The following is a 24,690-nucleotide window of genomic DNA, read 5'->3' as shown; positions in this document are numbered from 1 at the left end:
CTCTATGATCCGTTTTGCCATCGACGCTCGCCTCAATGCGTACCGGCAAGGGGGAATCGCCCACTACACCCGTAGTCTGACGACGGCAATGGCACCCTTACTGACTGCCGGTGAAGAGCTGCTCCTGCTCGAACATGTGCGTGCCCGGTCGCCGCTAGCACCCGGCTTGCGGCGCAGTCGGCTGCTGACCCCGCCCCATCACCGCTTCGAGCAAGCCAGTCTGCCGCTCGAAGTGTGGCTGCGCCGGCCCACCGTGCTGCACAGCCCTGATTTCATTCCACCATTGGTGCGCCCGTGCCCGGCGGTGATTACTATTCACGATCTCGCCTTTCTCTATTTTCCCGATATTCTTGACCAAGCGGCTCGCCGGTACTATGGCCAGATCTATCAGGCGGCAGCCAGCGCCGAAGCAATAATTGCAGTGTCACAGGCGACGCGCGACGATATTGTTGAACGGCTGGGGGTGCCGCCGGAACGGATCACCGTGATCTACGAGGCAGCCGATGCCCATTTTCGCCCGCTGCCCCTTTCTCCCGGCGCGACGCGCGTGATCGACGGCCAGACGTTGGCCGCCGATAGCTTTTTGCTCTTCGTGAGTACGATCGAACCACGCAAGAACATTCCGACGTTGTTGCGTGCCTTGCGGATCTGTTGCGACCGGCGGCCAGCGGCCGGCTACCGGTTGGTACTGGCCGGCGCGCGCGGCTGGCTCGACGAGCCGATCTTGGCGCTGATCGGCGAGCTTGGGCTTGGCGATCAGGTCACGCGCATCGGCTTTGTCGGCGGCGACGATCTGCGCTGGCTCTACGCTGCCTGCCGCATCTACCTTAATCCGTCACGGTACGAAGGCTTTGGCTTGCCGGCGCTGGAAGCGTTGGCGTGTGGCGCGCCGGCCATTGTGGCCGATACGAGCAGTCTCCCAGAAGTGGTCGGCGATGCCGCATGGCTGGCGCCGCCGCTTGATCCGGCGGCATGGGCTGATCTAATTGAACAGCTTTGGCATGACGAACAAACCCGCGCTGAGCTACGCCGGCGCGGGCCGCTACAGGCTGCGCGGTTTTCGTGGCACGCCGCTGCAACGCAGACGCTGGCCCTCTATCGCCAGCTTGCGCAGCGTTAACCGGCCTCATCCATATCGGCGCGCAGCAACGGATGGAGATGGGTGGCAGCCAACCATGCTTCGATCCCAACCGGCGGCGAAATGCCGCGCTCGGAAATAATCCCGGTCAGTAGATCGAGCGGTGTGCGATCAGAGTAAGCGGTTTGCACCGTGATCCCCGGCGGCGCTTCCGGCCAAAGCTGGTTGGGCGGTAGCGGTTGTTGCGACGGTAAGCGGTACCCCGGCGGTAACAGCTTTTCACTCGAGCAGAGCGTGTACATCGGGACGCCGGTGGCATGGGCTGCCAATGCTAGCGGATAGGTGCCGACCCGATTGATCAACCCATCGCCACTAATCAGGTCGGCACCGACCAACACGAGATGGCAGTGCGCCACATGCGCGGCTGCCGACGCATCGGTAATGAGCGTGGTATGGATGCCGCTGGCCGCCAGTTCGCCAGCCAGCATCCGGCCTTCGCCGGCCGGCCGACTCTCGGTGCAGATCACGCGCGGCCTCCGTCCGGCGCGCTGCGCGTGGCGCAAGGCCGCCCGCACCGTTGTACTCCGCCCAATCGTCAAGATGCGCGCTTCTTCGCTGATTAGACGCAGCGTGGTCTCCGCAATAGCGGCTTCATGGACATGCAGTCGGCGGCGAAAATCGTTGGTAGTTTCATCGACCAATCGCTGCGCGGTTTCACTATCGTGAGTCTCTTCGAGTCGCCAAAGTAGACCGTTTACCAAATTCACTAACGGTGCCATGGTCGGATGGCTGCGCATCAATGCTCTACCGACGGTGAGAATCTCGCGTTGCACATCAGCTCGGTCTGCCATAGGCCGGCTGCGCACCGCACGCGCCAACACTTCTGCGCATTTTTTGGCAATTTCTACCGCGCCTGAGACCGTATCGGCCGCAATCGCGGCAACGGACTGGGCGATAAATGGGTCCATGGTCGTTCCTGTACCGGTATTCAACCCATGGCTCGTTCCATGGCTCGTTGCCGGCCCCGTTGCCGGCTTCCAATGCTACCGGGTATTGATCTTACCATAGCATACGTTAACGGCGTTCAGACGAATTGATCGTTCGCTGCTGGGGAAGATTGCGCAACAGTTCGGTCAATTGGGGGATAGAAAAGGGTTTGGTCAGCAAACGTCCGTGTAGTTGTTCTTTCTGTTGGGGTCTGAGCGAACTCAGCGTATCGCCGCTGATGAAGATGATCCGGTCAGCTAATTGGGGGTAGGTGCGGCTGATAGCATCACGCAAATCAAACCCGCTTTTCTGCGGCATGCGGAGATCAGTAATCACCAAGTCGTAGTGATGGGAAGCTAGCTCTTGCAACGCGGCATCGACATCGCCGACGGTGGTGGTCTGATGGCCGAGTTCACCGAGTAGGCGCTGCAACATACGGCGCACCGGCTCTTCGTCATCAACCACCAAGACCCGTTGGCAAGGGCCGCTCTCAGTCGTTGGCGGTGGCGATGGCGATTCGTCAATCTCGTCGTGCGGTTCGACCAGTGGCAGCCGAATAAAGATCGTCGTCCCAACCCCTTCCCGGCTTTCGGCCCAAATCTGGCCCTGATGCTCTTGAATGATACCATAGCAGATCGAGAGACCCAAACCGGTGCCTTGCCCTACTGGCTTGGTCGTAAAGAAGGGATTAAAGATCTTATCGAGGTGTTGCGCAGGGATGCCCACACCGGTATCGGCGACGCTAATCTCGATCTGCGGCTCAGCACCCGTGTTGCGCAGTGCGGTGCGAATGGTCAGCGTGCCGGCGCCGCGTTCAGCCATCGCTTGGCGCGCATTGGTGATTAGGTTGAGCAAGACCTGTTGCAACTGGTGTGGATCGGCAATGGTCAGGGGTAAGGACGGGTCGAGTTCGAGTTGGACACTGATGTTATCAACCCGCAATTGATAGACCTGTAGCGCTAGCGCGCTTTGGATCACATCGTTGATCTGGACTACCGAGCGTTCGGGTTTATGTTCACGGGCGAACATGAGCAAATTGCGTACAATCCGCCCCGCTCGATCGGCCTGTTGCCGCACCTGTTCCAAATCCATGCGAGTGTCTTCAGCGAGCGAGCGATTGCGCAGCAACAACTGGGCATACCCTGAAATACTGGTGAGCGGATTATTTAACTCGTGGGCAACACCGGCCACCAATTGGCCCAACGCTGAGAGTTTATCCGATTGGATCAGTTGCTGTTCGAGGCGACGGCGTTCGGTCAGATCGCGCCCGATACAGACGATCATCTCCTCGGCATCGACGGCGAGGCGTTGCGCGCTCATTTCGACCACGGCCATATCGTGGAGGTGACGCTGCAACGAAACGGTAAATGGCTGCGCTGGTTCGCCATTGCTGATCCGCTGGAGGGTTTGGGCAATAACCGGCCATTCTTGGGGCAAGCACCAACGTTGCAGCGGTTGGCCGATCAGATCATCTGGAGTTTGCCCCAAAATGTGGGCGCCGCTTTGGTTACTGCTGACGATCCGCCACTCGGCATCAAGTATCAGTACCATATCAGAGGCGTTGGCAAAGATCGCGCGATAGCGTGCTTCACTGCTGCGGGCCGCTTGATAGAGCCGGGCATTTTCGATCGCAATTGCGGCGTAATCGGCTAGCGCGGCCAACAGGTATTGATCGCTATCGCTGAAGGCGCGATGCGTGCGCCGGTTATTCACGACTAATACGCCAATCACCCGATCACCGAGCTGTAACGGCATTTGCAAAGTGGCTTGCACCGTCAAGGCCGGCGTAATCGCGATCGGTTCGCCGGTGGCGGCGCTGCTCAGGCGGATCGGCTTCCCGCTCCGCACGACATGCTCGACCAACGAACCGGCCAAGCCGAGTTGTTTGGCCGCTTCGCCGGGAGGATTGCGCCATGCGCGTACCACCAGTTTATCGGTTTGCTCATCACGCTCGCAGAGCAACCCCTCATCGGCTTGGGTGATATATATCGCCGCTTCGACAATCCGATCGAGCAACTGGCGATGATCCATCAACGCCGTCACCGATTTGCCAACGCGGGTTAAGACGGTCAGCTCTTGCACCCGTTGCTGCAAGAGTGCCATCAACCGGTCGCGTTCGCGTTGCAAGCGGCGTTCGCGAAGGGCCTGATCGATGGCTTCGCGCGCCTCGGAATCTGAGAACGGCTTGATCAGATAATTGCGCGCGCCAAGTCGAAACGCCTCGACCGCGATCATCTCGGAGCCGTGCGCAGTCATGAGAATAACTGGTATATCAATCCGTTCTTGTGTTAAGATGCGCAGGAAGTCAAGCCCGTTCATATCGGGCAACTGCAGATCGAGCAAAATAAGATCGGGTTGGCGAGCGCGTAACCGCTCAAGGCCGATCTGGCCGGTGAGCGCGGTAGTAGCGCGGTACCCCAACTCAGGGAGCACGCTGGAGGCCAACATGCGGCTAATCTGCTCATTATCATCAACGATGAGAATCTCTTCCATAGTGGAAGGCCCGATCTGTCTGTAGGAAGCGGAGCCGGCAGGTAGTGGGTTGACAGCAGCATCTTTCCGACTCTAGAGTAGAATTGTACACGGAAGCGAAGCTGGCTGCAACATGTAAAGGATGACAATGGAGGCGGAAACGCGGCGAGTAGTGACGGTGCTGGGCGACATCAATGTCGATCTTGGCTTTATGTTGCCGCATTTCCCTCGCGAGAACGATGATAATCCGGCAACAGCGGTGCATTGGGGTGGGGGAGGATCCGGGCTCAATATGGCGGTTGCGGTTGGCCGGCTAGGGGCAATCCCTTATGTGATTGGGCGCGTCGGTAACGATCTCGCCGGCTCGTTTGCCTTACAAACAGCCCGCGCGCACGCTGTGCAGATCAGCGCCGTGCAGACTGATCCGAGCGCGGCAACCGGCCTCTGCGGCATTGTCGTTACGCCGAACGGCCAGCGCAGTTTTCTCAGCTTTCGCGGGGCCAATGTCTATTGCGACGCCTCAACCTTGACCCCTTCACTCATCCGGTCAAGCCAAATGTTGTTGGTCGGTGCGCACGTGCTGCTTGATGATCCTCAGCGTTCGGCAGCGTTGCAAGCGATGGAAATGGCGATCGAGCAGCGGTGCTTGATTGCACTTGATCTCTGTTTACCGGCGGTGCGGGTGGCGCGACGGCTGATTGTGCGATTGTTGCCTCAGTTGTGGCTGCTGACGATGAATGAAGATGAATTGCGCACCTTGTTGCCGGGGCAAAGTGTGGCGCAGGCGCTCGATAGCCTGATCGGCTCAGGAGTGCGCCATGTCGCCATCAAGCGAGGGGCGCAAGGGTGTAGCGTGGCGAGCGCCGATGGCCGCCGGCTCGATGTTTTACCGCCGGCAGTGACGGCAGTGGATACCACGGCCTGCGGCGATGCCTTTAGTGCCGCCTATGCGTGGGGGCTAGCGTATGGGCTTGATGTATCGCAAAGCGCCACGCTGGCGAATTTGGTGGGGGCGCTCACGGCGACCCGCTATGGCGCAGTGGAGGCGATCCCATCTACCGCCGAGATCCGCAGCCGGTTGAGCGCGGCGATTGCCAAGCGCCTGTGGCCGGATCATTCCTCAGGCTAAATCGCCGGCGCTACTGACGAGGGGAAGCATACCCATCGCCAAGCTGCTGGCCGGCGGCGAGTTTGGCAAGACGTAGTGAGCCAGTACAGACATGGCACCTCAGGCTTGCTGTTGCCAGCGGTTTCATGACGTATGCGTCTCTATTACGTAGCAAGGGGCGCAACCTTCTCGACAGCGCAAAGGAGATATCCATGCCACCACTCTGGAAAGAGCAGCTCGATCGGCTGCGCCTACGTGATCTACGGGAAATCTTTCGCACCGCTAAACCGGTGATCGGCATGGTGCATTGCTGGCCGTTGCCCGGCGCTCCCGGCTATACCGGCTATGGGATGCAGACGATCATCGATCACGCGATTCGCGATGCTGAGGCGCTAGCTGAAGGCGGGTGCGATGGCTTGATTGTGGAAAATATGTGGGATATCCCCTTTCGCGCCGGTCCGCATGTGCAACCCGAAAGCATCGCTGCGCAGGCGGTAGTCGCACATGCGGTGCGGCAGGCGGTTCCAGAGTTGCCGTTGGGGGTTAATTTGGTGCATAATGGCGGTGTGGCCTTGCTCGGCATTGCGATTGCCGCTGGCGCCAGTTTCATTCGCGTCTGTATGTTCACCGGTGCCGGAATCTGGGACGCAGGCAGTTGGGATGAAGGCTGTGCCGCTGATTTGATGCGCCGGCGCAAAGAGTTGCACGCCGAGTCGATCAAGATCTTTGCCGATGTTGATAAAAAACATTCCGTGCGCTTTCCCGGCATTGATCTCGCCACCCATATCGAGTGGACGCGCTTTTTCGGTGCTGATGCGTTGATCATTTCTGGGCGTATGACTGGCGATGCACCCGATTTGGCGAAGGTCGAGCAGGCGCGGGCGTTGGCAGGTGATACGCCGATCTTGCTCGGTAGTGGCACCACCGAGCATAATATCACCGCTTTTATGCAGGTGGCCGATGGCGTGATTGTGGGCAGCAGCATCAAACAAGACGGTGACATCGCTAATCCGGTCGATCCCAATCGGGTGCGGCGGTTTGTGGCGGCGGCGCGCAGCGCTGGCTAGCGGGCCCGGGCCCGTCCTGCCGGTGTCCGCAGGCTGGTGCAGGGCCGGTTGGTACTTTTGGGTGATATGAAACTAGTACCAACACGATGAGGTGATAGGACTATCACACTATTGTGGCGATGGCGGGTGTGCAGGTACAGTATGAGTGGACGGCAAAGAGCTTAGCATTTTACCACCCGTCCGGTGACGATCAGACCGTTAGTACGGCGGTACGAGGTTACAACTGTCATTCGCCCAGCGTCGCAGCTAATATCGCAGTTTCATCGCAGTAGACATCGTAGCAGCAATTTTGCCCACAGTTTACTGGTTCGCCGCGAAAGTTTCACTTTTACAGTACGTTGTTACGCAACTTCACTAACGGTCTGATCACGATTGCACCCCGCTCATCAGCGGGGTGCTCGTTTTATGCCGATGAAAGGATCGCTGATGACGATTGTGCTTGCTGCGACCCATCACGATCCTGATGGGCGCTTGCACCAACAGATGGTACGGCTTTTTCCGGCGTTGCAGCGCCATTTTGCCGGCATTGCCGTCTTGGTCACACCAACCAGCGTGCCGGCTACGCAGGCGTGGTTGGCGCAGGCGGCGATCGCGTTGCGGATCGGGTTGGCAGCCGATCCGATCGGCCATCTCCATCTGGGCCGTTGGCGGCGTGGCGCGGTGCAACTCGCCTTGGACGCTTTTCCTAATGCTGAGTGGCTGCTCTTCTGCGATCTCGACCGGGTTTTGCATTGGATCGAGTACTGGCCAGATGAGCTAGCAGCCACTCTTGCCGAGCTGCCGGCATTCGACCTGACCGTTTTGGGGCGCACGCCACGGGCATTTGCCAGCCATCCGCGTGCGCAGACCGTCACTGAAGCGATGGTTAATGAAGTGTTTGCGCGCAAGACAGGCTTAGGGTGGGATGTGATGGCGGCAGCGCGCGGCTTGTCACGGCGGGCGGCGGAACTGATCGTATCAGCGAGTCGCGATGACAGCATCGGTGCTGACTGCACATGGTTACTGCTGGCGCAACGGGCCGGGTTGGCATTAGGCTATCGCGCAACCGAAGGGTTAGAGTTTGAGACGCTCGACCGCTACCTTGACGAAGTAGCGGCGTTGGGAGGGGTAGAAGCGTGGCTCGATCGCTTTGATGCCGACCCGCAGAACTGGTTGATGCGGATCGATCTGGCGCGGACGGTGATTGCGGCCTTAGGCGCGGACTAAAGAGCGGGGCGACGCATCGCATCGCCCCGCCGATGTGTCACCGATACGGGCGAATAGCGCCAGCGAAACGGCTCGTCCAATACGAACCCCAGATACTGGAGATCTGAACGCCGTAGGCAGGTGTCATCGCATGAACCATCTGGCCATTACCGATATAGATGGCCACGTGGGTAATACCGCGACCACCGCCGGTATTGGCGAAGAACATCAGATCACCGGGGGCCAGATTATTGAGGTTGCTGATCAGCGCCCCATAGCGTGTATTGAACTGGCTTGCCGCCGTGCGGGGCAGACTCACGCCAAACTGGCGATAGACATACCATGTCAACCCGCTACAATCGAAGCCGGTAAGCGGGCTAGAGCCGCCCCACACATAGCGATAGCCGACAAACTGCACCGCATAGCTCGCGACATCGCCGCTAGCGGGGATATTGACCGGGCCGCTGTTGGCAAGACGGCTACGGTTGGGCAGGGCCGGAATATCGTTGGTATAGGGTACGCGCCGAGCAGCCATCGGCGTCACCTGAAGCAGCTCGGCGTAGATCCAAGCCTTAGTGCCATTGGAAAGCTCAACCCGGTACCAATCTTTGTGCCGCGCCAACAGCTTCACCTCAGTGCCGGCATTCACAGCGCCGATGCGATCGTAGGCCGAACCGGGGCCTTTGCGCAGATTAACCGAATTCTCGATCACCGCACCGACTAAGGGTGGGTTCGGATCAGGAATGGTTGCGGCGACCGGCACCCGCTCGATCACGCCGGGTGCAATGTTTAGGAATTCAGCCGTGACCCAGCCGTACAAACCGCCAGTCTCAACGAGGAACCAGCCGTTAAACTGCTCGACAAGCGTCAGCTCTTGGCCGGCAGTGAGGCGTTTCATGCTGACATAATTGGTGCCGGGGCCGTCGCGCAAGTTAAGCCCATCCTCGCGGACACTCGCCACCTTTGGCGGCGGCGGTGGCGGAATCGCACCGTCTGCCACTGGCTTGAGGTTATAGAAGACCGCTTCCGGCACATTCACCAATTCAGCGGCGATCCAGCGCAAGCTCGGATCATCGGCGGTACGGAACTGGAGCCACTCGCCGTAGCGACCAACGACTTCGATCGTAGCGCCACTGGTCAGGCGGGCGATGTCATCGTAAGCCAAGCCGGGGCCATTGCGCACCTTGGCTACGTCGGCGATAATGGTTGCTGGCACGATCAGGGGTGCGGTCTGTTCGCTGCGCGAGAGCACCGTGAGCGGCACCGGCAACGCCTCATCGGCCTCAAGGGGCGGATCGCCTACTACGTCACCGGTGCGAGCAGAATTGAGATTAAGCGGGCCGAGAATGATCAGGGGCACATCGCCTTCAGCCACAACCGGTGCAGCGGTGGGCGGCGTAAGAGTCTGCGGCGCCGGGCGCAGTGGCAGTTGGCCGAGGAGCAGAGCGACCGGGAAGAGGAGGGCAACCACAGAGTGGAGTAGATAACGGGAGGGAAGTTGACGTAGCCAGCGTTGCAGATCTGGCGTAGTAGGAGTATGCGCCGCAAGCGTAGCAAATGGTCGCGAGCGTTGCCGGTGTCTACTCCGATGGTGAACAGCGCGTTCACGCAGACGTTGCAGTTCGAGGGGTAGCAGATCACCAGCGCGATCGTGATTCAGCTCAATCATGGAGCGTCTTTCCTCTTTCTGTCTGCCAACCGGCCAGCGTAGTTAGCGACTGTGGCCACGCGCGTGGTGGTGCTGGAGGTCGGCAGGTTAAGAAGCGAAGCTGACTGGTTCGGGGAGTGTCTCAGCAAAGTATCAGCCTCACTTCAGCTTCTTGCCGGCGTTCTCACTGTGATTCAATCAAGACATTATCAACAGCGTAGCGTCGCAAAAGTAGAGAAATAGTAATATACTTTTCGCGATTTGTCAATAGGCCGCGCATACAGTGGCACGCTGCCGCTCTCTAATGCTGTATTTGCTCGTTGCAATACGCCGATTGAACACTAAAGTGTTAAATGTTTTTTGTGGATAACCAACGCACTGCGTTATGACGCAAGCGGAATATATCGCATTCTGGTGCGTTTGGAAGGGCAACGGTATTGATCAGTTTTTGTGAGTAAATCTGATAATCGTTATCAGTTTGCTTGCCCGGCGATGACCACTTGCCAATAGATCAATGTTGCAGCAACTCGCTCACTCAGAGAAGGTGGCCCACTCTCAAGCACTGTCACGGCAAACCCCATCGTCTGGGCCTGCCGGACAAGGGCGAGGCGATGAGCTGGTGAAGCAGTGATAATCAAGCGCCGGTGACCGGCAGCTTGCGCGGTTGGGAGCAACGCCGCCGGTTCGGGCAGGATCTGCAAACGGTCACTAGGCACTCCGCGTTGGGCCAGATCGGTGGCAAGGAGTTCGGCCTGTGAGCCGGCCAGATAGGCGATTGGCGCTGCGCCGGCCTGCAGCAGATTGGCTACTTGGCTATTCGTCTCAACATCGAGCGGAGTGATAGCTGAAATAATGAGCGCATCGCCACTGAGAGGCACTGGTTCGGCCAGCGGTTGGCCGACGGCCCACATTGTTATGGCAGCCAATCCCACTGCACCCACCAGTAGCCAGCGTAGCCCTATCCCAATCGATTGCAACCAGAAGCGAAACATGCCAGCACCTTCCCTGCATTCGGTTCGATATTGCGGCCCGAACCGGGCCCTGCCGTGCTATGCGGATGCTAACACATTAGCGATCACTGCCTGCACCTGCTGGATAGTAAACGGTTTGGCCAAAATAGCGTCAATTTGGCGTGAACGCGCCTCTTCAGGATCAATCTGCTCGCTCCAGCCAGTGACAAGCACAATGCGCACGTTGGGGTCAATCTGCCGAATATGGGCCGCTAGTTCCCACCCCGACATACTGGGCATACCCAGATCGGTGCAAACGACTTGATAGTGTCCAACCCTGAATTGCGCCAATGCCGCTTCGCCAGAAGCGGCTTCTTCAACGTGATGGCCGAAGCGTTTGAGGATGCGGACTAATACCTGCCGCACGGCCTCTTCGTCATCAACGACCAAGATACAACTGGTGGGGGCTGTAACGGAAGGCTGTGCCGGCTGCTCGATCGGCGGCGGAAGCCCTACCGGCAGCCAGATGCGGAAGGTTGTTCCCTTGCCAAGGTCACTTTCAAGCGTCATTCGCCCGCCGTGCTGTTGGACGATGCCGCGCGCCAGTGCCAGTCCCATCCCGGTGCCGCGGGATCCCTTTGTTGAGAAAAAGGGGGCGAAGATCTGTTCGTGGAGCGCTGGATCGATACCAACGCCGGTGTCTTGGATTTCGAGCATCACCGCCGGTTCACCCAATATATCGCTGGGCGCCGGCGCCGTGCGCAATGTTATGGCGCCACCTTCAGGCATTGCGTCGATCGCATTCAAGACCAAATTGATCACCAATTCACGCAATGCAGTTGCATCACCCACGATAATCGGCAGCGGCGATGTTTCAGTGCGCACATCGATCGCAATACCGCGACTTTGCGCCTCGTCGCGCCAGCGCGGACGGGTCAGGGCTAAACTTTCTGCGACGACTTGATTAAGATCGACCGGACTATTCGGCATCGAGCGGCTAGTTTGGGCAAAGCCTTGTAAGCGGCTTACCGTCGTCGTGCCATCGAGGGCCGCGACTTCAATCGCGCGCAACCCTTCATGCAGACGGGGATCGTCGACTTCAGCTAATAAGAGCTGCACATGACCAAGAATGCTCGCCAGCAAATTGTTAAAATCGTGAGCGACTCCGCTGGAGAGTTCGCCGAGGGCGCGCAACCGGTCGCGCTCGATCAACTGTTCGCGCGCGCGTTGCAGCTCGGCATCATGGTTGAGGTTCGCGATCGTAACTCCGATCAGGTGCGCCATAGCTGTCACCAAGTCGAGGTCGCCTTGGCTAAAGATGCCCCTTACCGCACTTTCAATGATAATGATGCCAAAGATTTGCTCGTCGACCAGAATGGGCACAATCATCTCAGCCGCGGTAGCCGGCAGGTTAGGGTGATGGACATACCGTTCATCACGCATCACATCATTGACAATCACCGGGCGAGCATGGCTGATGACCCAGCCGCTGATGCCGGTAGTAATCGGCAGGGGCGGAAAGAGGTGCTGTTGCGATTGGCCTTGCATCAGATGGCCATGCGCGGCACGAACCATGATCTGTTCACCTTCAATCACCCCGATCAACACCTGATAATAGCCAAACGAGCGGTGCAGTAATTGGGACGCTTCATCGAGCAATTGGTCAACGTTGCGCAGCGTGCCAATGCGGGCGCTAAACTGTTGCAAGACTTGAAACTGGCGCGCCCGTTCTTGTGCCTCGCGCAGTAAGCGCACGTTATTAATGACGGCGGCCACCTGCTCACCGAACATTTGCGCAGCGCCAACATCTTCGGCGGTAAAGCTGTTAGGCATCCATTTGTCAATAGTGAGCACGCCGATTATATTCTGATCAACTCGCAATGGCACCCCAATCCACGAGCGGATAATGTCGCTGTCGGGCACTTTCTGCCAACCGGGTACCCGCTGCACATCGGGATGATAGATGGCGGTTCCTAACCGGCGCAGGTCGTTAATCAGCGAACCGGGTCCGGCGTACAGTGTCACCTGATCGGCCTTGCTGCGCAGGCCGCGCTGGGCGATCAGGCGCACATACTCTTCGTCATGGACAACAAAGACGCACGCCGAGTCGAAATTGACAAAGCGTTGCAATTCAATGAGGATCTGGTCGAGCACGCTGGCATGATCGATCCGCGCGTTGGTGAGAGCAACTAAGTTGCTGAGCGCCTCGGCACGGGCATGGGCGCGCTGTTCGAACGCGCGCTGGCGGGCGCGCATCATCTGGGCAGCGGCGAAGGCGAGCAGATCGGCGTCTTCTTTGCGCCAGTACCGTCCGGGGGCATGCACGACCAACCATGCCGGCAGACCGTTGAAGCGGAGATCGACCATGAGCGCACCTTCCTTGCGTAAAAGGTCAAGCTCATGCTCAGTGACCGGTTGGCCAGCCTGATCGAGCAGATGCTCGTCTGGGGTAGTCGTGATCAGCCGGGGTTCAGCCCCTAACACATCAGCCAATTCGCGCATGATCAACGTTTCAGCCTGATAGATTTCGGCGCTATAGGCCAAAATGCGCTCGCGCGCTGTCGCCCGGCGCAGCATTTGGGCGGTGGTGGCATTATCAATAGCAATTGCGGCCAGATCGGCGAAGATTGTGATGGTCTCGATGACCTCGCGCCGAAATGAAGAGTCAATGGTAAATCGTGAGAGACTGAGGGCGCCGAAGCAATGATCGCGCACGATAAGCGGAATAGCCAGTATTACTGCGGGGTGTCGATCAAGTTTGGGGATATAGCGAGGATCGCGAACCGGATCGGTAATGTGCAAAATCTGTTGATGAGCGACGGCCCACCCGGCGATACCTTCTCCTACCCGCATGCGAAAAAGACGTTCGTGTTCGGGCCGATCTTCTAATCCTAATACCGCAGCGCTCGTTAGCCATTCATCCTGTTCATCGAGCAACCAGATCGCTACCACATCGGCTCCGCTCAATTCACGGGTAGCGACAAGCACGTGTTGTAACACGTCACGCAGATCAAGCGATGAAAGCACGACCTTACTCAGGGCAAGGATCGGCGCGATTGGTGAAGTGATGTCTGCGTTGGTGGGATGTGGGTTGAGCGGGCTGTTCGAATTTGTCATAAATCAGATTATACCTACTCAAACTACAGCATGGCAACTCTAGACTTGTGATCAAGCATGGTCACCTATTGCAAGGTGGGAAATCTTTTAGTGGCAGATCAATTTTTCCAAAAATGCGCAACTTTTGGCCAGTTGCTGCGGTTTCTTTCATGCAGGGACAATTTTTGGGCAAACGAGAAAGGAACAGGTAATGCGCAGTTTTCGGGGCACGATGAATCGGGTTGAGCTGATTGGACGGCTCGGCGCTGACCCGGAGGTCAAGCAGGTTGGGAGTGGGGTGTCGGTGTGCCGATTTAATCTGGCGACCAATCGACCGGGTGGTAACGATGAGCAGGGTAATCGCACAAGCGAGACTGAGTGGACGACGGTGGAGGCATGGGAGCGGTTGGCTGAGGTGTGCGGCAATTACTTGCAGAAGGGTCGGCGGGTAATGGTGATGGGGAGCTTGCGTACTGATAAATGGCAAGACAGTGAAAGCGGACAAACCCGTTGGCGCACGTATGTGCGGGCTGATGAGGTGATCTTCCTCGATGGCGGCAATGTCCGCCAAGACGAGGAGGAGTGACGCAAAGGGGGGCAAAGACCCGCAGGGGAAACCTGCCAAGGCACGAAGGAGGCAAGGGGCGCGCAGGGTAGAATCGCCAAGGCGCCAAGGACGCAAGGGGTGCAAAGGGGGATAACGCATGGGAAAAGGAGCTGCAAGCTCCCTACACGTCCCCCTTTGCACCTTGGCGTCTTCGCGTGAGGCTCGCGTTGCGCCTTGGCGTCTTTGCATTAAGCTTACATTGCGCTTTGGCGTCTTTGCATTAAGCTCGCGTTGCGCTTTGGCATGCTTAGCGTCAGTACGTTTCACTCTTCGGCGAAGAGCGGGGTAGAGAGATAGCGCTCACCGTTTGAGGGCACAATAAAGACGATGAGTTTACCGGCATTTTCAGGCCGACGGGCAACGCGGAGAGCGGCGGTAGCAGCGGCGCCGCTCGAAATGCCAACCATCAACCCCTCTTCACGGGCAAGACGGCGCGCCATCGCAAAGGCATCTTCGTTGCTGACCTGCTGAATCTCATCGAGAATGGAGGTATTCAACACATCAGGAATAAAACCGGCGCCGATGCCCTGAATCTTGTGCGGGCCGGGTTTGCCGCCCGACAATACCGGCGATGCTTCTGGCTCAACCGCGACGATACGCAAACTAGGCCGACGTGGCTTAAGGACTTCGCCGATGCCGGTGAGGGTACCGCCGGTGCCAACACCGCCAACCACAATATCGACCTGTCCATCGGTATCGCGCCAAATCTCTTCAGCAGTCGTAGCGCGGTGAATCGCTGGGTTGGCCGGGTTCTTGAACTGTTGGGGCATAAAGCTGTTGGGGATCTCGGCGAGCAGCTCTTCGGCGCGGGCAATGGCACCGCGCATGCCCTCGCTGCCCGGCGTCAGCACCAATTCAGCACCGAAGCCACGTAGCAACTTGCGGCGCTCGATACTCATCGTTTCGGGCATGGTCAAAATCAGGCGATAGCCGCGAGCCGCTGCGACAAGTGCCAAGCCGATGCCGGTGTTGCCGCTCGTTGGCTCGATCAGCACCGTCTCACCGGGACGGATCAGACCCTCGCGCTCGGCGGCATCGATCATTGCTAGCCCAATGCGATCCTTAACCGAACTGGCCGGATTAAAGAATTCAAGTTTCGCGACAACGGTAGCATCGGTGTCGTTGACGCGGTTGAGGCGGACCAGCGGCGTATTGCCGATCAATTCGGTGATCGAATTGTAAATACGGGCCACGGTAGTCTCCTCTGCACTGAATAGGCGAACCTTGCTCTATTGTAATCAGGTCGTCAAAAAATGTCAATTTGTTGTGCAAGAAAGTCAAGTTTTTAAGATAACGCCGTGCGTATCAGATCGTGTTATACTAAGCGACGCAAGCAAACCAACAAGGGAGGATGCAGGTATGCGCGGTCGCTCAGTGCGTCCGGTTGATCGAGCCGGCGGCGGGGAAGAAGCGATACGGTTAACGCGGTGTGCCGGTACGTGGCTAGCCGATCCGCCTGACGCTGAGGAGCAGGCGCGGATTGCGGCGGCGGTGCGGGCCGTGAACGGCCAGCGCGCGTTAGCGTTGGAGCTGCACCGCGATCAAGCCGCACTCGATGCCTACTGCGTCGAGTTATTCCGCGACCCGATGTTTGATCCGCTGCACATCGGGCCAGAGATTATCCAGCGCATTATCGCCAAACTCGGTGAACCGCCAGTGGACGATGAGGCGAATACGGCTGCTTTTTCAGAGTATTTGCAACGCGCGGTGTTGTTGTTTGCGCTGCCCAACTCGCGCCGGTTGTTGGCAGCGCAATTGCGGCGCTACCTGCCGCGCTTTACCGAGGCCGGCGATTGGAAGGCGGCGGTGGCGATTGACTATAGCGCGTTCCGCACCTCGCTCGGCAACGAAGTGACGCCGTTTTTGGCCCAGATGACGCTGGCTGGGCTGGCTGACTACTACGATGAATTACCGGAGGTGTAGGGGCTGGCAGTGCGATGCGCTGTACCGGTGGATTACAACTGGCGCTAATTGAGGACTTAGAGCGAACCACATCGGCGCGCATCCATGCTCTACGCCAGTGGGTTGCAACAATTACAAAGTATGGTATAATGCACCCGCGTCAGGCCCCCATCGTCTAGTGGCCTAGGACATCACCCTTTCAAGGTGGAGATCGCGGGTTCGAATCCCGCTGGGGGCACCAGTAGAAGCGCACTGCACATATCGCAGTGCGCTTCAGGTTTTTTAGGTTGGCGTTGGTCGTTCGGCCTCGGACGCAGAACTGCGTTTGTTGCTAGGTGCTGGTGTTGGTCAGTGTGTTGTTTGCCCACTCTCGATGCTCGTAGAGATGCCGTCTCGTATTTATAAGGTAGGGGGGAAAACGCTGTTTGAGTCCGTCCTTCGTTAATAATGCAGATGCTTGATGTTGACCAGTGGTTATCGCTGTTGTGATTACATCTCAAGTAACGCCAGCTTGGGGGCTTGTTCATAAGTATGGCTCCGTCTCATAATGAGGCAAGTGGTAGCAAACGAAGGAGAAAGGAGCCATGTTATGACTCATCCAATTCATGACCCACATCCCCATATCCACAGCGAGCATTGTGGCCATCTCCGCATTTTGCACGATGGTCACGTCGATTATCTGCATGATGGTCATCTCCACCATCCACACGAGGGGCACTACGATGAACACGTGATAGCAGTCAGCTCAGACAATCCCGCCGGCTGTGCGCCAATTGCATGTCAGTGCGGTCACGAAGACTGCGGTCACCCGTTGGTGCCGCACGGGGATCATGTTGACTATTTGGTCAATGGTCGTCTTCACCATCGCCACGGCGATCACTGCGATGATCACGGCCCGCTAACGGTTTTGTAAGTCACTGCTCATAGGCTTGACAGCGCCAGCACAGACCGGTCAATTCGAGGAGATGATGCTGGACACGAAAGCCTTGTCTTGCCAGCAACACGTTCAGTTCATCGAGGATCGCACATCCGTCGATCAGTAAGGTCGTGCCGCAACGAAGGCAGATCGCGTGGTGGTGATGACCGGGGATCGTGCGTGCATATGCGTATAACCCGCGTTCAGTGCGAATCCGGGTTAACCAGCCCTGCTCACGGAGGTAGTCAACCATACGATACGCAGTGGCACGGCTTACCCGTGTTGGCGGCGGTGCAAGTGCTGCTGCCAATGCCTCAGTGCTGAACACGTGTGGCTGGCAGGCAATCCAATGAATGATGGCGCGACGTGGTTGGGTGAGGCGAATGTGATGTTCGCGTAACGCAGCCGTCATCCGTTGTTCCCAATCTGTTGTGCTGAGTGAGATGATCGTGTTGTGACGATCGGTCATACGATTATCAACGAGAATGCGATATGTGCTTTTACCTCCCTTAATGATACTATGGATCATTACCGAATGTGGAAGTGAACCCAACCTAAATGAACGCCGGCGTAGGAGCAAGCTGAAATTGCTCTACGCCGGTGATTGTTGACAGCGAGATCGCCGACGATGGTTCACCTTAGAAAGAACGTAGCGTACAACCCAACGAGCAAGAAGAAGCCAAACCACGCCCCTAGCATGCCGGTGGCAATCGTACCAAGCCGCTCCACACGGGGCGAGATCTGCGCATCATGCTTCACCCCGCCAGACTGGTACATCACCATTATGAGATACGCGAGCACTGCAACGCCGACGATGGTGGTTACAGTAAATACGATGATCGATCCCCAATCAAAGGCATAGGGATAGGTAGCGACACTGTACCCGAATCGTGCTAGTGAGACAGCCCGGATCGCTTCGCGTACCATACCTACAATAACCAGCGTTCCTATCCAAGCAAGCAACGTGCGCGGCGCATAGCGGATTGGTTGGCGCAGCCAGAAGAAATAGCCGGTTAGCGCTACTCCAACGCCTACTAACGTGATCCCGACTTGCCAACCGATACCGAACTCAACGCCTTCGGTCGTCGCCCAGAGCAAGCCGGTAAGCGCGTAGAGCGGGCTAATCACAAGGCCTAGTTTCCGACCAAGGCTGGCCACCCATTGCATGAAGGGTGCATCTTCCTCGTTACGGCGGAAATACCAACCGAACAAAGTCAGCGTTACCGCGAGGCTCAGACCAGCTTGCAAGGGCAGCAGGAACACAAGCCGCGGAATGTTCCACGCATGGAAGATAACCCCGCGCGTATCGATGATGCCATTCGGTGCATACCACTCCATCCAGCGTTCAGGTCGGATCGAGACTGCCGCTAGCACATGCATAATCCAACCGGCGAAGAAGAGTAAGATGAACGATGCCACGGCCGACCAGAGCAATTTCCCGTCAGGGCTGCCCTTTAGGTAGAACAGGTATGCGAGACTGTAGCCGCCCATAACCACAAAGATGAAACTGACCGACCAGAACCCAGTCAAGGTGTTGCTGGCATACCAAATAGGATCGTAGATCGTCTGCACAAACAGCAGTGGTGCAATGCCGGTGACAATCCCTAGCCCAACTGCATTCGGGGTAAGCCGGGCAGCGACCCGTGCCAGCCGTAATCGGTAGTTAGTAGGACGGAGAAAGCCCCAAATCGCGTACAAACTTGATCCCAAGGCGAGCGTGACGAAGAAGATATGCAACACCCACGTTACGACCAATAACACCTGCAACGCTGGCGGATAAAACGGCGCGCCGAGCGGGTCGCGCATCATCTTGAGCATCTCACCGACATTCATATCTCACCTCTGCGTGACTACTTGGGGTTGCGACGGATGCACCTGCTGGACAAAGTATTCGAGATATTGAGCCATAGCAGAAAGTTCTTCTTCAGTGCCGACCACCGGATGCATATACTGGAACCCGCCAATTGCACGGATGCGCGACTTGATCAGATCGGCTGTCGTGGCTCGGCGGAGATATAACAGATCGGCCAGTGAACGTAACGCCAAGCGTTGGTTGAACCCAATCAATGCTGTTTGCTGGCTCACATTGTGACACGAGGCGCACTGCTGCACGACTAAGGTGCGTCCGACGGCAATTGTCTGATTGGGCAATCCACTATTGGCCGGCAGCACGATCTGGTCAGGCCGAGGGAGGAATGGCAACGACCCCAGCATACCGGTCTCGTTTAGCCGCTGCTCTTCACTTTCGATATTACGTGCTGGCAAATCGTTGAAGACAAGCTGATTGGATGACATATAGCCAGCGATAATATCAGGTTTGCGCAAGACTTCGCGGGTGCGTTCGGCGCCAAAGATCGCGGCAAACAACACGAACAGCGCACCCAACGCAATCAGGCGTTGCTGGCGCTGGGGAAACCGCCACGCAAACAGCAGGCCGGCAAACGTCGCGGCGATTCCGCCAAGAATAACGGTATAGGTAATCGGTGGTATGGCGCGGGTTCGCATAATAATTTTGGCGTGCTCGGGCAGCACTGGGTAGAACCAGAAGACGAAAATAGCCAGCGCGACTGCTAAGCCGCCCAAACCCATCAGGGCTGCGTTGCGGATAATTGGCTCGCGCTCGGGGTATGTTTTGGGCATCCCGGTTACGATGAGCAGCGCCCACGCTGCGGTAATCGGGAACATAAGCGCAAAGCGCAGGAAGATTTGTGGCCAGAAGGTGGGATTAAAGAAACCGTTCAGACTCACCCCGGTATCTAACCACAGACCGGGGGTGAGCTTAAATGATAAAATTCCTACGATGATAGATAACGTGCCGGTACCGCCAAGGGCGAGAATCCATGCCAATCGTAGATGTGTTTTCGGATCAACCCGACCGAACGAATAGTAGTAGGCGATAATACCAACGACATCAATCAAGAACATGTACCATTCAGCTCCCCAGTAGAAGACGAAATTGTGGATGAGCGTCGAAATACCGCGCGGGTTCGCTGCGGTAGTGGTTTGCCAGATACCGACGCCGGCCATCGCGCCGAAGACATACGCAAAGACGAGCAAGCCTAGTGCGCTCCGGCGCAAGTACTCGTACAGTTCGGGACGCTTTTCATAAACCGCCCGTCGTTCGAGATAGAGGTTGAACCATGCCGCAGCGACGGTCAAGTGCGAGGCGAGTACGTGGAATGCCGAAACAATCGCCACGTACATGGCCGAATGGATGAAGATACCTTCCCAAATCGGATACATAAACACCTCCAAACGCTACCAAGCCCAACGTGACTTATTTGTGATATTATTCACTTTTCTCTGGGCACAAATAATACGACAGCACCTACGGTACTGTCGTTGCGCTAGCGCAAGATCACGGGCCTGTTTGTGAAATATGTGTCACCCGATCCGCGATCCGAGCGGATGAACACATTTGTTAGGATTGCTCAGGCGGAGAGAAATTACATTGGCATGAATTCAGGATCAAATAACGTCACAGCACCTCCGCTTTGGCGAGCAATCGTTGTCGATCACTCACTATCAGGCGACCGTGCTGAACTTGAACAAGACCTTCTTCCTGCCATTGATGCAACAAGCGGCTAATGGTGTAGTGACTGGCACCGATCAGATCGGCAAGATCGCGTTGTAATAATGGAATTGTGAGGAGGGCAGGACACGCCATATCGCAATGACGTTTCATCCAACGCACCAGCGCTTTAGCCAGCCGTATCTCAACATCGTCGGTAGCGATTTCGAGTAATTGATCTTGCAAATCTTCGCGATACTCGCTCAAGAGTTGCATGCAGTTGCGTTGCAATTGGGGAAATTGCTGCATAAGTGACTGAAACATCGGGGCGGGCCACGCCAACATGTGGCCCGCTGAGATTGATTGCGCATAGAGTGTGTATCGACTCTCGGAAACGACAGTGCTTAACCCGATCACTTCATGCGCCCCAGCAATCCGAAACACACATTGCCGACCAGCGGGAGTCAGTTTGTATAACCGGATTTGCCCTGTCACAATGAGGTAGAGATGGGTTGCCGGATCGCCGTCGGCGAAGAGTTGCGTGTCGCGTTTTACCTGAATCGTCTCGGCCAAGCGCGTAATAACAGCAACGTCGTTTGATGCGAGACCTGTTAGAAGACGAGAGTGGCTCAGGGTGTCAGAATTCATACCATAGGGATTAGGTAGAGCGATGGTGGCCGGCCCAACTGTGCTTATTCTACGAAAAAACCGTTAATGAGACAACGCTTCATCAATAGCGGCGCTAGCCGGATCTCATAGGCGACTTGCTCTATCTCGGTGGCTGAGCACGGATAGGGTATGAGCCACGGAACGACACGGGTGAAGGAATAGACCACGGATGGGCGGGGATGAGGCAGCTCAGCACGGATGCGTACCCGCATAATCCGTGCTAATTCATGCCGCGGTCATGACCATTCGTCAGCCGAATAACCAATTGAGCAATAACCCTAATCCGATCACGTACAAACCATACCAAAGCACTACTTTACTCGCAGCAGCTCGGCCAAGCAACTGGTTTAGCATTGCCCATTCGGGGATCGACGAGACAGTCGTAGCCATCATAGCAGCCACTAATGTGCCAAGTGGTACGATCTGATGCAACGCTACCAAAATCGGGGCAGTAGAGGCCGCATTAATGTCGAGTGGCAAACCGAGCACAGTTGCAAGGATCGGCCCCCACCACACGCTGCCGGCCTGCTTCAGTGCCTCAACCAACGTCAGATTGAAATTAACCAAAATCCCGGCTAGCAGCCCACTAAACAGCACAACCCCAATCAGCCGTTTAAACAGCGCCCATGCTTCTTGATGGGCGCGTATCAAGATACTGGAGCGGTCTAGCGAGTCGTGGAATGGCAAGCGTAATATGGGCTGAACAAAGCGATGCGGATCGAGACCCAATACTGGGGCGAGATAACCGGTGATTATGGCAGCAATCACTCCGGCCACTACGTACACGACCCCACTAAGCGGACCGACGATTACAAACATAAAGATGATAGCAAACTCGTTGAGTGCCGGACTAGCAAAGAGAAAGGCCGCCGAGGCACGGCGACTAGCGCCGCCGGCTGCCAAACCGGCATAGATATTCGTTACTGTACACGAGCAGACCGGTGTCACCATTCCTAGCAGGGTTCCACCAAGAATGCCGATCACATCGTTGCGCCCCAACGTTCGCTCAAGCCAAACCGTGCTCACGCCTAACCGAAGGAGCGTCATCCCGAACGTGGTGAGGAAAAGAATGATCGGTAACTTGAACCATTCGTAAATCGTATATGCGGCAGTATATTTGATGTCAAGTGGCCCAAACGGCGTTGCGATGATCCATGTTGGCATCCACGCGGTAAGCAGCGCGCCGAGTGCTTTGCCGGCGTTGGCAATCGGTGCCTCGAAGACCGGCACAATCTGAGATAGCTCATTGCCGGTAGCCCATGTGATCACGCTTTGCATGACAACTTGACCAATAATGGCCAGCAGGACAATGAGTGAGAGCAGTGGCAGGACTCCTTCAAGCCGTGTGCGCACAGACGTTCGTCGCATGACCAACCTCCGGCATCAAGAGATGAGGAGTAGATGCCGGAAGAGTATACCATTATTGATACAATGTGTCAATAAAGAGAAAGAACGATCATCACATGCAGCAGACTGGGGTTTGATAGCCTATTGACCCCCGATGCATTCTGCCCAGATGCTAGTCCGATTGGGTCGCTGAGCGCATCGTCTCGTGCGGGCTACGAAGCACAACGACACCGTCAGCGGAGTTTCAGTATGCTGGTGGTTACGTTTCCCGGGCCCTTTCTCCCTCCCTCCCCCACCGAGGGAGAAGGAGGGGAGAGAGTAGCCTGCTTTTCGATACGTGTGTGCAGGTGAGAGAGACTAACGACTCTCAGAGTTGGCCCACGCTGGCGGACGCTTCTCGACAAAGGCGGCGACACCCTCTTGGGCGCATGGTTCCATCATATTGCAAGCCATAGTCTGGCCAGCCAAGCGGTACGCTTCTTCCATCGGCAGCTCGATCTGACGGTAGAAGAGCGATTTCCCAATCGCGATTGACTCGGCCGGTTTGGCGAGAATCGCTGCGGCTAATCGTTCTACTTCGGCATCGAGTTCATCGGGCGCCGCGACGCGATTGACTAACCCCAACCGCTGAGCAGTGTCAGCATCAATAAACTCACCGGTAACGAGCATCTCGAAAGCAGCCTTGCGCCCGATGTTGCGCGACAGCGCGACTGATGGCGTCGAGCAGAAAAGACCAACGCTAATCCCCGACACCGCAAATTTGGCCTCAGTGGACGCGACGGCTAAATCGCACATCGCGACCAATTGGCAGCCGGCAGCGGTAGCAATCCCATGCACGCGGGCGATCACCGGCTGCGGCATCCGCTGAATAGTCAGCATCATGTTTGAACAGCGGGCGAAGAGGTCTTCGTAGTACTGCTGGTCGGGGTGGGCTTGCATCTGTTTCAGATCGTGACCGGCGCAGAAGGCTTTGCCAGTGCCGGCCAACACAACGACTCGCGCCTGCGGGTTTGCCGCGACAGCCTCAAGCTCGGCTTGCAGCGCAGCTAGCATCTCTTCCGATAAGGCATTGAACTGACGCGGTCGATTGAGGGTGAGACGAACGATGCCGCGCTCGTCAATCTCGCTTAGCACGTAGGGTTCGACAGCGGTTTCGCTTCCTTGCATAGGAACCTCCTCTTCTTTCGTAAGCGTCGCAGCAGGAGCGACGTTGCGGTACGCACAAGTATATATCTTCAGGAGTGTTAAAAGATGGGAAATGCACAAGGATATTGTACACGAAGCTTAGCGGCAGTGGATGTTGTTTGTTGTGGATGACTTACCGATTCGGTGGTGAACGTATGCGTTACACCCGCGCATAGGTTGGCTGTTGCGTCTCTTGTTTCAGAATAGTGGCTAGGTCTGGCAATTGCTCACCGGTCACGACGACAATCTGGCGAGCTTTGGCTTGATCAAGAAACGACTCAGTTTTTTGTCAACTACGGGCAGTGATAAACAGTTTGACAACGAATGAACCGCCGATCATATTAGCAATGGCGCTTAGTTTGTCAAGATGTGCTGTTTTGAACGGTTCACCTTCCGCTTTACATTCGGCTATCAAGAGAGATGCGGCATACGTGGCGGCGAGATCGATTTGATTAGTGGCATTTTGATTGGGGATAGGTATTGCTAAGTTATAACAAACGTCATCAAAACACCCAGCTTGTTTTGCAGCGTCATACCCAAACAGCTCAAGCCATTGACCATCCACAAATTTCCAAAAATTTTGATCAACCTGATGGAGGTTGTACAGATGATGGCTTTGCTGGATTTGGTCGATAAAACCGGCCTGTTGGATTGCCGGCAGCCATTGCTGCGTTACCGGCGTCAATGGTAGGTTCGTCAACCAACGCGGAGCAGTGAATTTGGTATTGGCTTTTGCATCACGTCATTGGTTACGAAACTCCAGTGCCTCGTCCGGTGTTTGCGCCATTTGGCGTGCCAGATCGATCCACGATTGCAGCGGGGGCGACGTAGGCTGGGCTTGACGCTGATAGATGTTGAGATATTCGGCCACCGACAAGCGGTATGGATCGCCTTGGGGCGGTTGCCCAGCGAGCACCACCACTTGCCGGCTATGAGTGTTGAAATACCAGACATCAGCGCCT

Annotated in this window: 21 protein-coding genes and 1 tRNA gene; 8 read left to right on the top strand and 14 right to left on the bottom strand. The window is 56.7% G+C overall.

Going from position 1 to position 24,690, the window contains the following annotated elements:
* Window positions 1–4: 4 nt before the first annotated feature.
* A complete protein-coding gene (locus tag Q1A59_RS14155; RefSeq protein WP_298483300.1) occupies window positions 5–1,120 on the top strand; it encodes a glycosyltransferase family 1 protein in 1,116 nt (371 codons plus the stop codon).
* On the opposite strand, the gene Q1A59_RS14150 is transcribed toward Q1A59_RS14155, so the two are convergent.
* Window positions 1,117–2,046, bottom strand: a complete 930-nt coding sequence (locus Q1A59_RS14150; RefSeq protein WP_298408303.1) for a translation initiation factor eIF-2B — start codon at window positions 2,044–2,046, stop codon at window positions 1,117–1,119. The genes Q1A59_RS14155 and Q1A59_RS14150 overlap by 4 nt on opposite strands.
* 106 nt (window positions 2,047–2,152) lie before the next feature.
* Window positions 2,153–4,558 carry a response regulator gene (locus Q1A59_RS14145; RefSeq protein WP_299645147.1) on the bottom strand — a complete coding sequence of 802 codons (2,406 nt, stop codon included), beginning with the start codon at window positions 4,556–4,558 and terminating at the stop codon, window positions 2,153–2,155.
* A gap of 127 nt (window positions 4,559–4,685) precedes the next feature.
* On the opposite strand from Q1A59_RS14145, the gene Q1A59_RS14140 reads away from it, so the two are divergent.
* The 3 genes from Q1A59_RS14140 to Q1A59_RS14130 all read left to right on the top strand — a co-directional run bounded on the left by Q1A59_RS14140 (window position 4,686) and on the right by Q1A59_RS14130 (window position 7,918).
* The gene (locus tag Q1A59_RS14140) at window positions 4,686–5,666 is read left to right on the top strand and encodes a carbohydrate kinase family protein (protein WP_298408309.1); all 981 of its coding nucleotides are present in this window, start codon (window positions 4,686–4,688) and stop codon (window positions 5,664–5,666) included.
* Between the two features lie 191 nt (window positions 5,667–5,857).
* Window positions 5,858–6,712 carry a BtpA/SgcQ family protein gene (locus Q1A59_RS14135; RefSeq protein ID WP_298406527.1) on the top strand — a complete coding sequence of 285 codons (855 nt, stop codon included), beginning with the start codon at window positions 5,858–5,860 and terminating at the stop codon, window positions 6,710–6,712.
* A 426-nt stretch (window positions 6,713–7,138) separates the two neighbouring features.
* On the top strand, window positions 7,139–7,918 hold the full coding sequence (locus tag Q1A59_RS14130; RefSeq protein ID WP_298406526.1) for a hypothetical protein: 780 nt from the start codon (window positions 7,139–7,141) through the stop codon (window positions 7,916–7,918).
* Window positions 7,919–7,955: 37 nt separating this feature from the next.
* On the opposite strand, the gene Q1A59_RS14125 is transcribed toward Q1A59_RS14130, so the two are convergent.
* The 3 genes from Q1A59_RS14125 to Q1A59_RS14115 form a co-directional block, all read right to left on the bottom strand.
* On the bottom strand, window positions 7,956–9,566 hold the full coding sequence (locus Q1A59_RS14125; protein WP_298406525.1) for an SH3 domain-containing protein: 1,611 nt from the start codon (window positions 9,564–9,566) through the stop codon (window positions 7,956–7,958).
* Between the two features lie 452 nt (window positions 9,567–10,018).
* Complete coding sequence (locus Q1A59_RS14120; RefSeq protein ID WP_298406524.1) at window positions 10,019–10,537, bottom strand: hypothetical protein; 519 nt, start codon at window positions 10,535–10,537, stop codon at window positions 10,019–10,021.
* A 57-nt stretch (window positions 10,538–10,594) separates the two neighbouring features.
* Window positions 10,595–13,612 (bottom strand): GAF domain-containing protein, encoded by a 3,018-nt coding sequence (locus Q1A59_RS14115; RefSeq protein ID WP_298406523.1) that lies wholly within the window; start codon window positions 13,610–13,612, stop codon window positions 10,595–10,597.
* Window positions 13,613–13,802: 190 nt separating this feature from the next.
* Between Q1A59_RS14115 and Q1A59_RS14110 the strand changes: the two genes are divergently transcribed.
* Window positions 13,803–14,177: a single-stranded DNA-binding protein gene (locus Q1A59_RS14110; RefSeq protein ID WP_298406522.1), complete on the top strand. Its 375-nt coding sequence runs from the start codon at window positions 13,803–13,805 to the stop codon at window positions 14,175–14,177.
* Between the two features lie 284 nt (window positions 14,178–14,461).
* On the opposite strand, the gene cysK is transcribed toward Q1A59_RS14110, so the two are convergent.
* Window positions 14,462–15,391 (bottom strand): cysteine synthase A, encoded by a 930-nt coding sequence (gene cysK / locus Q1A59_RS14105; protein WP_298406521.1) that lies wholly within the window; start codon window positions 15,389–15,391, stop codon window positions 14,462–14,464.
* A 166-nt stretch (window positions 15,392–15,557) separates the two neighbouring features.
* Here cysK and Q1A59_RS14100 point away from each other — a divergent pair, with 166 nt between their 5' ends.
* The 3 genes from Q1A59_RS14100 (at window position 15,558) to Q1A59_RS14090 (ending at window position 17,013) form a co-directional block, all read left to right on the top strand.
* A complete protein-coding gene (locus Q1A59_RS14100) occupies window positions 15,558–16,121 on the top strand; it encodes a hypothetical protein (protein ID WP_298406520.1) in 564 nt (187 codons plus the stop codon).
* A 143-nt stretch (window positions 16,122–16,264) separates the two neighbouring features.
* Window positions 16,265–16,341: transfer RNA gene (locus Q1A59_RS14095), tRNA-Glu, on the top strand.
* A 348-nt stretch (window positions 16,342–16,689) separates the two neighbouring features.
* Window positions 16,690–17,013, top strand: coding sequence for a hypothetical protein (locus Q1A59_RS14090; protein WP_298406518.1), 324 nt, complete (start codon window positions 16,690–16,692; stop codon window positions 17,011–17,013).
* Between the two features lies 1 nt (window position 17,014).
* Here Q1A59_RS14090 and Q1A59_RS14085 read toward each other — a convergent pair whose 3' ends face one another.
* From Q1A59_RS14085 to Q1A59_RS14050, 8 genes are all read right to left on the bottom strand, one after another.
* Window positions 17,015–17,485, bottom strand: coding sequence for a Fur family transcriptional regulator (locus Q1A59_RS14085; protein ID WP_298406516.1), 471 nt, complete (start codon window positions 17,483–17,485; stop codon window positions 17,015–17,017).
* Window positions 17,486–17,649: 164 nt separating this feature from the next.
* The gene (locus Q1A59_RS14080) at window positions 17,650–18,849 is read right to left on the bottom strand and encodes a hypothetical protein (protein ID WP_298406514.1); all 1,200 of its coding nucleotides are present in this window, start codon (window positions 18,847–18,849) and stop codon (window positions 17,650–17,652) included.
* A gap of 3 nt (window positions 18,850–18,852) precedes the next feature.
* Window positions 18,853–20,259 (bottom strand): cytochrome c, encoded by a 1,407-nt coding sequence (locus Q1A59_RS14075; protein ID WP_298406513.1) that lies wholly within the window; start codon window positions 20,257–20,259, stop codon window positions 18,853–18,855.
* Window positions 20,260–20,494: 235 nt separating this feature from the next.
* A complete protein-coding gene (locus Q1A59_RS14070; RefSeq protein WP_299645146.1) occupies window positions 20,495–21,100 on the bottom strand; it encodes a Crp/Fnr family transcriptional regulator in 606 nt (201 codons plus the stop codon).
* Between the two features lie 345 nt (window positions 21,101–21,445).
* Window positions 21,446–22,564 carry a permease gene (locus Q1A59_RS14065; RefSeq protein ID WP_298490675.1) on the bottom strand — a complete coding sequence of 373 codons (1,119 nt, stop codon included), beginning with the start codon at window positions 22,562–22,564 and terminating at the stop codon, window positions 21,446–21,448.
* Window positions 22,565–22,900: 336 nt separating this feature from the next.
* Window positions 22,901–23,710: an enoyl-CoA hydratase gene (locus Q1A59_RS14060; RefSeq protein WP_298483293.1), complete on the bottom strand. Its 810-nt coding sequence runs from the start codon at window positions 23,708–23,710 to the stop codon at window positions 22,901–22,903.
* Between the two features lie 307 nt (window positions 23,711–24,017).
* On the bottom strand, window positions 24,018–24,413 hold the full coding sequence (locus Q1A59_RS14055) for a Card1-like endonuclease domain-containing protein (RefSeq protein ID WP_299645145.1): 396 nt from the start codon (window positions 24,411–24,413) through the stop codon (window positions 24,018–24,020).
* A 57-nt stretch (window positions 24,414–24,470) separates the two neighbouring features.
* Window positions 24,471–24,690, bottom strand: a 220-nt coding sequence (locus Q1A59_RS14050; protein WP_298483289.1) for a hypothetical protein, incomplete at its 5' end; no start/stop codon positions are given.

The sequence above is a fragment of the uncultured Chloroflexus sp. genome (assembly GCF_937951745.1).
Lineage (GTDB): Bacteria > Chloroflexota > Chloroflexia > Chloroflexales > Chloroflexaceae > Chloroflexus.
The sequence above is the reverse complement of the archived record's forward strand: the minus strand, read 5'-3'. Positions and strand labels throughout refer to the sequence as shown.

Excerpts from the sequence above, each read along its gene's own strand:
- Q1A59_RS14080 (WP_298406514.1), bottom strand. The coding sequence starts at position 18,849 with ATGAATGTCGGTGAGATGCTCAAGATGATGCGCGACCCGCTCGGCGCG.
- Q1A59_RS14145 (WP_299645147.1), bottom strand. The coding sequence starts at position 4,558 with ATGGAAGAGATTCTCATCGTTGATGATAATGAGCAGATTAGCCGCATG.
- Q1A59_RS14110 (WP_298406522.1), top strand. The coding sequence starts at position 13,803 with ATGCGCAGTTTTCGGGGCACGATGAATCGGGTTGAGCTGATTGGACGG.
- Q1A59_RS14140 (WP_298408309.1), top strand. The coding sequence starts at position 4,686 with ATGGAGGCGGAAACGCGGCGAGTAGTGACGGTGCTGGGCGACATCAAT.
- Q1A59_RS14155 (WP_298483300.1), top strand. The coding sequence starts at position 5 with ATGATCCGTTTTGCCATCGACGCTCGCCTCAATGCGTACCGGCAAGGG.
- Q1A59_RS14130 (WP_298406526.1), top strand. The coding sequence starts at position 7,139 with ATGACGATTGTGCTTGCTGCGACCCATCACGATCCTGATGGGCGCTTG.
- Q1A59_RS14085 (WP_298406516.1), bottom strand. The coding sequence starts at position 17,485 with ATGACCGATCGTCACAACACGATCATCTCACTCAGCACAACAGATTGG.
- Q1A59_RS14060 (WP_298483293.1), bottom strand. The coding sequence starts at position 23,710 with ATGCAAGGAAGCGAAACCGCTGTCGAACCCTACGTGCTAAGCGAGATT.
- Q1A59_RS14120 (WP_298406524.1), bottom strand. The coding sequence starts at position 10,537 with ATGTTTCGCTTCTGGTTGCAATCGATTGGGATAGGGCTACGCTGGCTA.
- Q1A59_RS14100 (WP_298406520.1), top strand. The coding sequence starts at position 15,558 with ATGCGCGGTCGCTCAGTGCGTCCGGTTGATCGAGCCGGCGGCGGGGAA.
- Q1A59_RS14075 (WP_298406513.1), bottom strand. The coding sequence starts at position 20,259 with ATGTATCCGATTTGGGAAGGTATCTTCATCCATTCGGCCATGTACGTG.
- Q1A59_RS14125 (WP_298406525.1), bottom strand. The coding sequence starts at position 9,566 with ATGATTGAGCTGAATCACGATCGCGCTGGTGATCTGCTACCCCTCGAA.
- Q1A59_RS14065 (WP_298490675.1), bottom strand. The coding sequence starts at position 22,564 with ATGCGACGAACGTCTGTGCGCACACGGCTTGAAGGAGTCCTGCCACTG.
- Q1A59_RS14135 (WP_298406527.1), top strand. The coding sequence starts at position 5,858 with ATGCCACCACTCTGGAAAGAGCAGCTCGATCGGCTGCGCCTACGTGAT.
- Q1A59_RS14150 (WP_298408303.1), bottom strand. The coding sequence starts at position 2,046 with ATGGACCCATTTATCGCCCAGTCCGTTGCCGCGATTGCGGCCGATACG.
- Q1A59_RS14090 (WP_298406518.1), top strand. The coding sequence starts at position 16,690 with ATGACTCATCCAATTCATGACCCACATCCCCATATCCACAGCGAGCAT.
- Q1A59_RS14115 (WP_298406523.1), bottom strand. The coding sequence starts at position 13,612 with ATGACAAATTCGAACAGCCCGCTCAACCCACATCCCACCAACGCAGAC.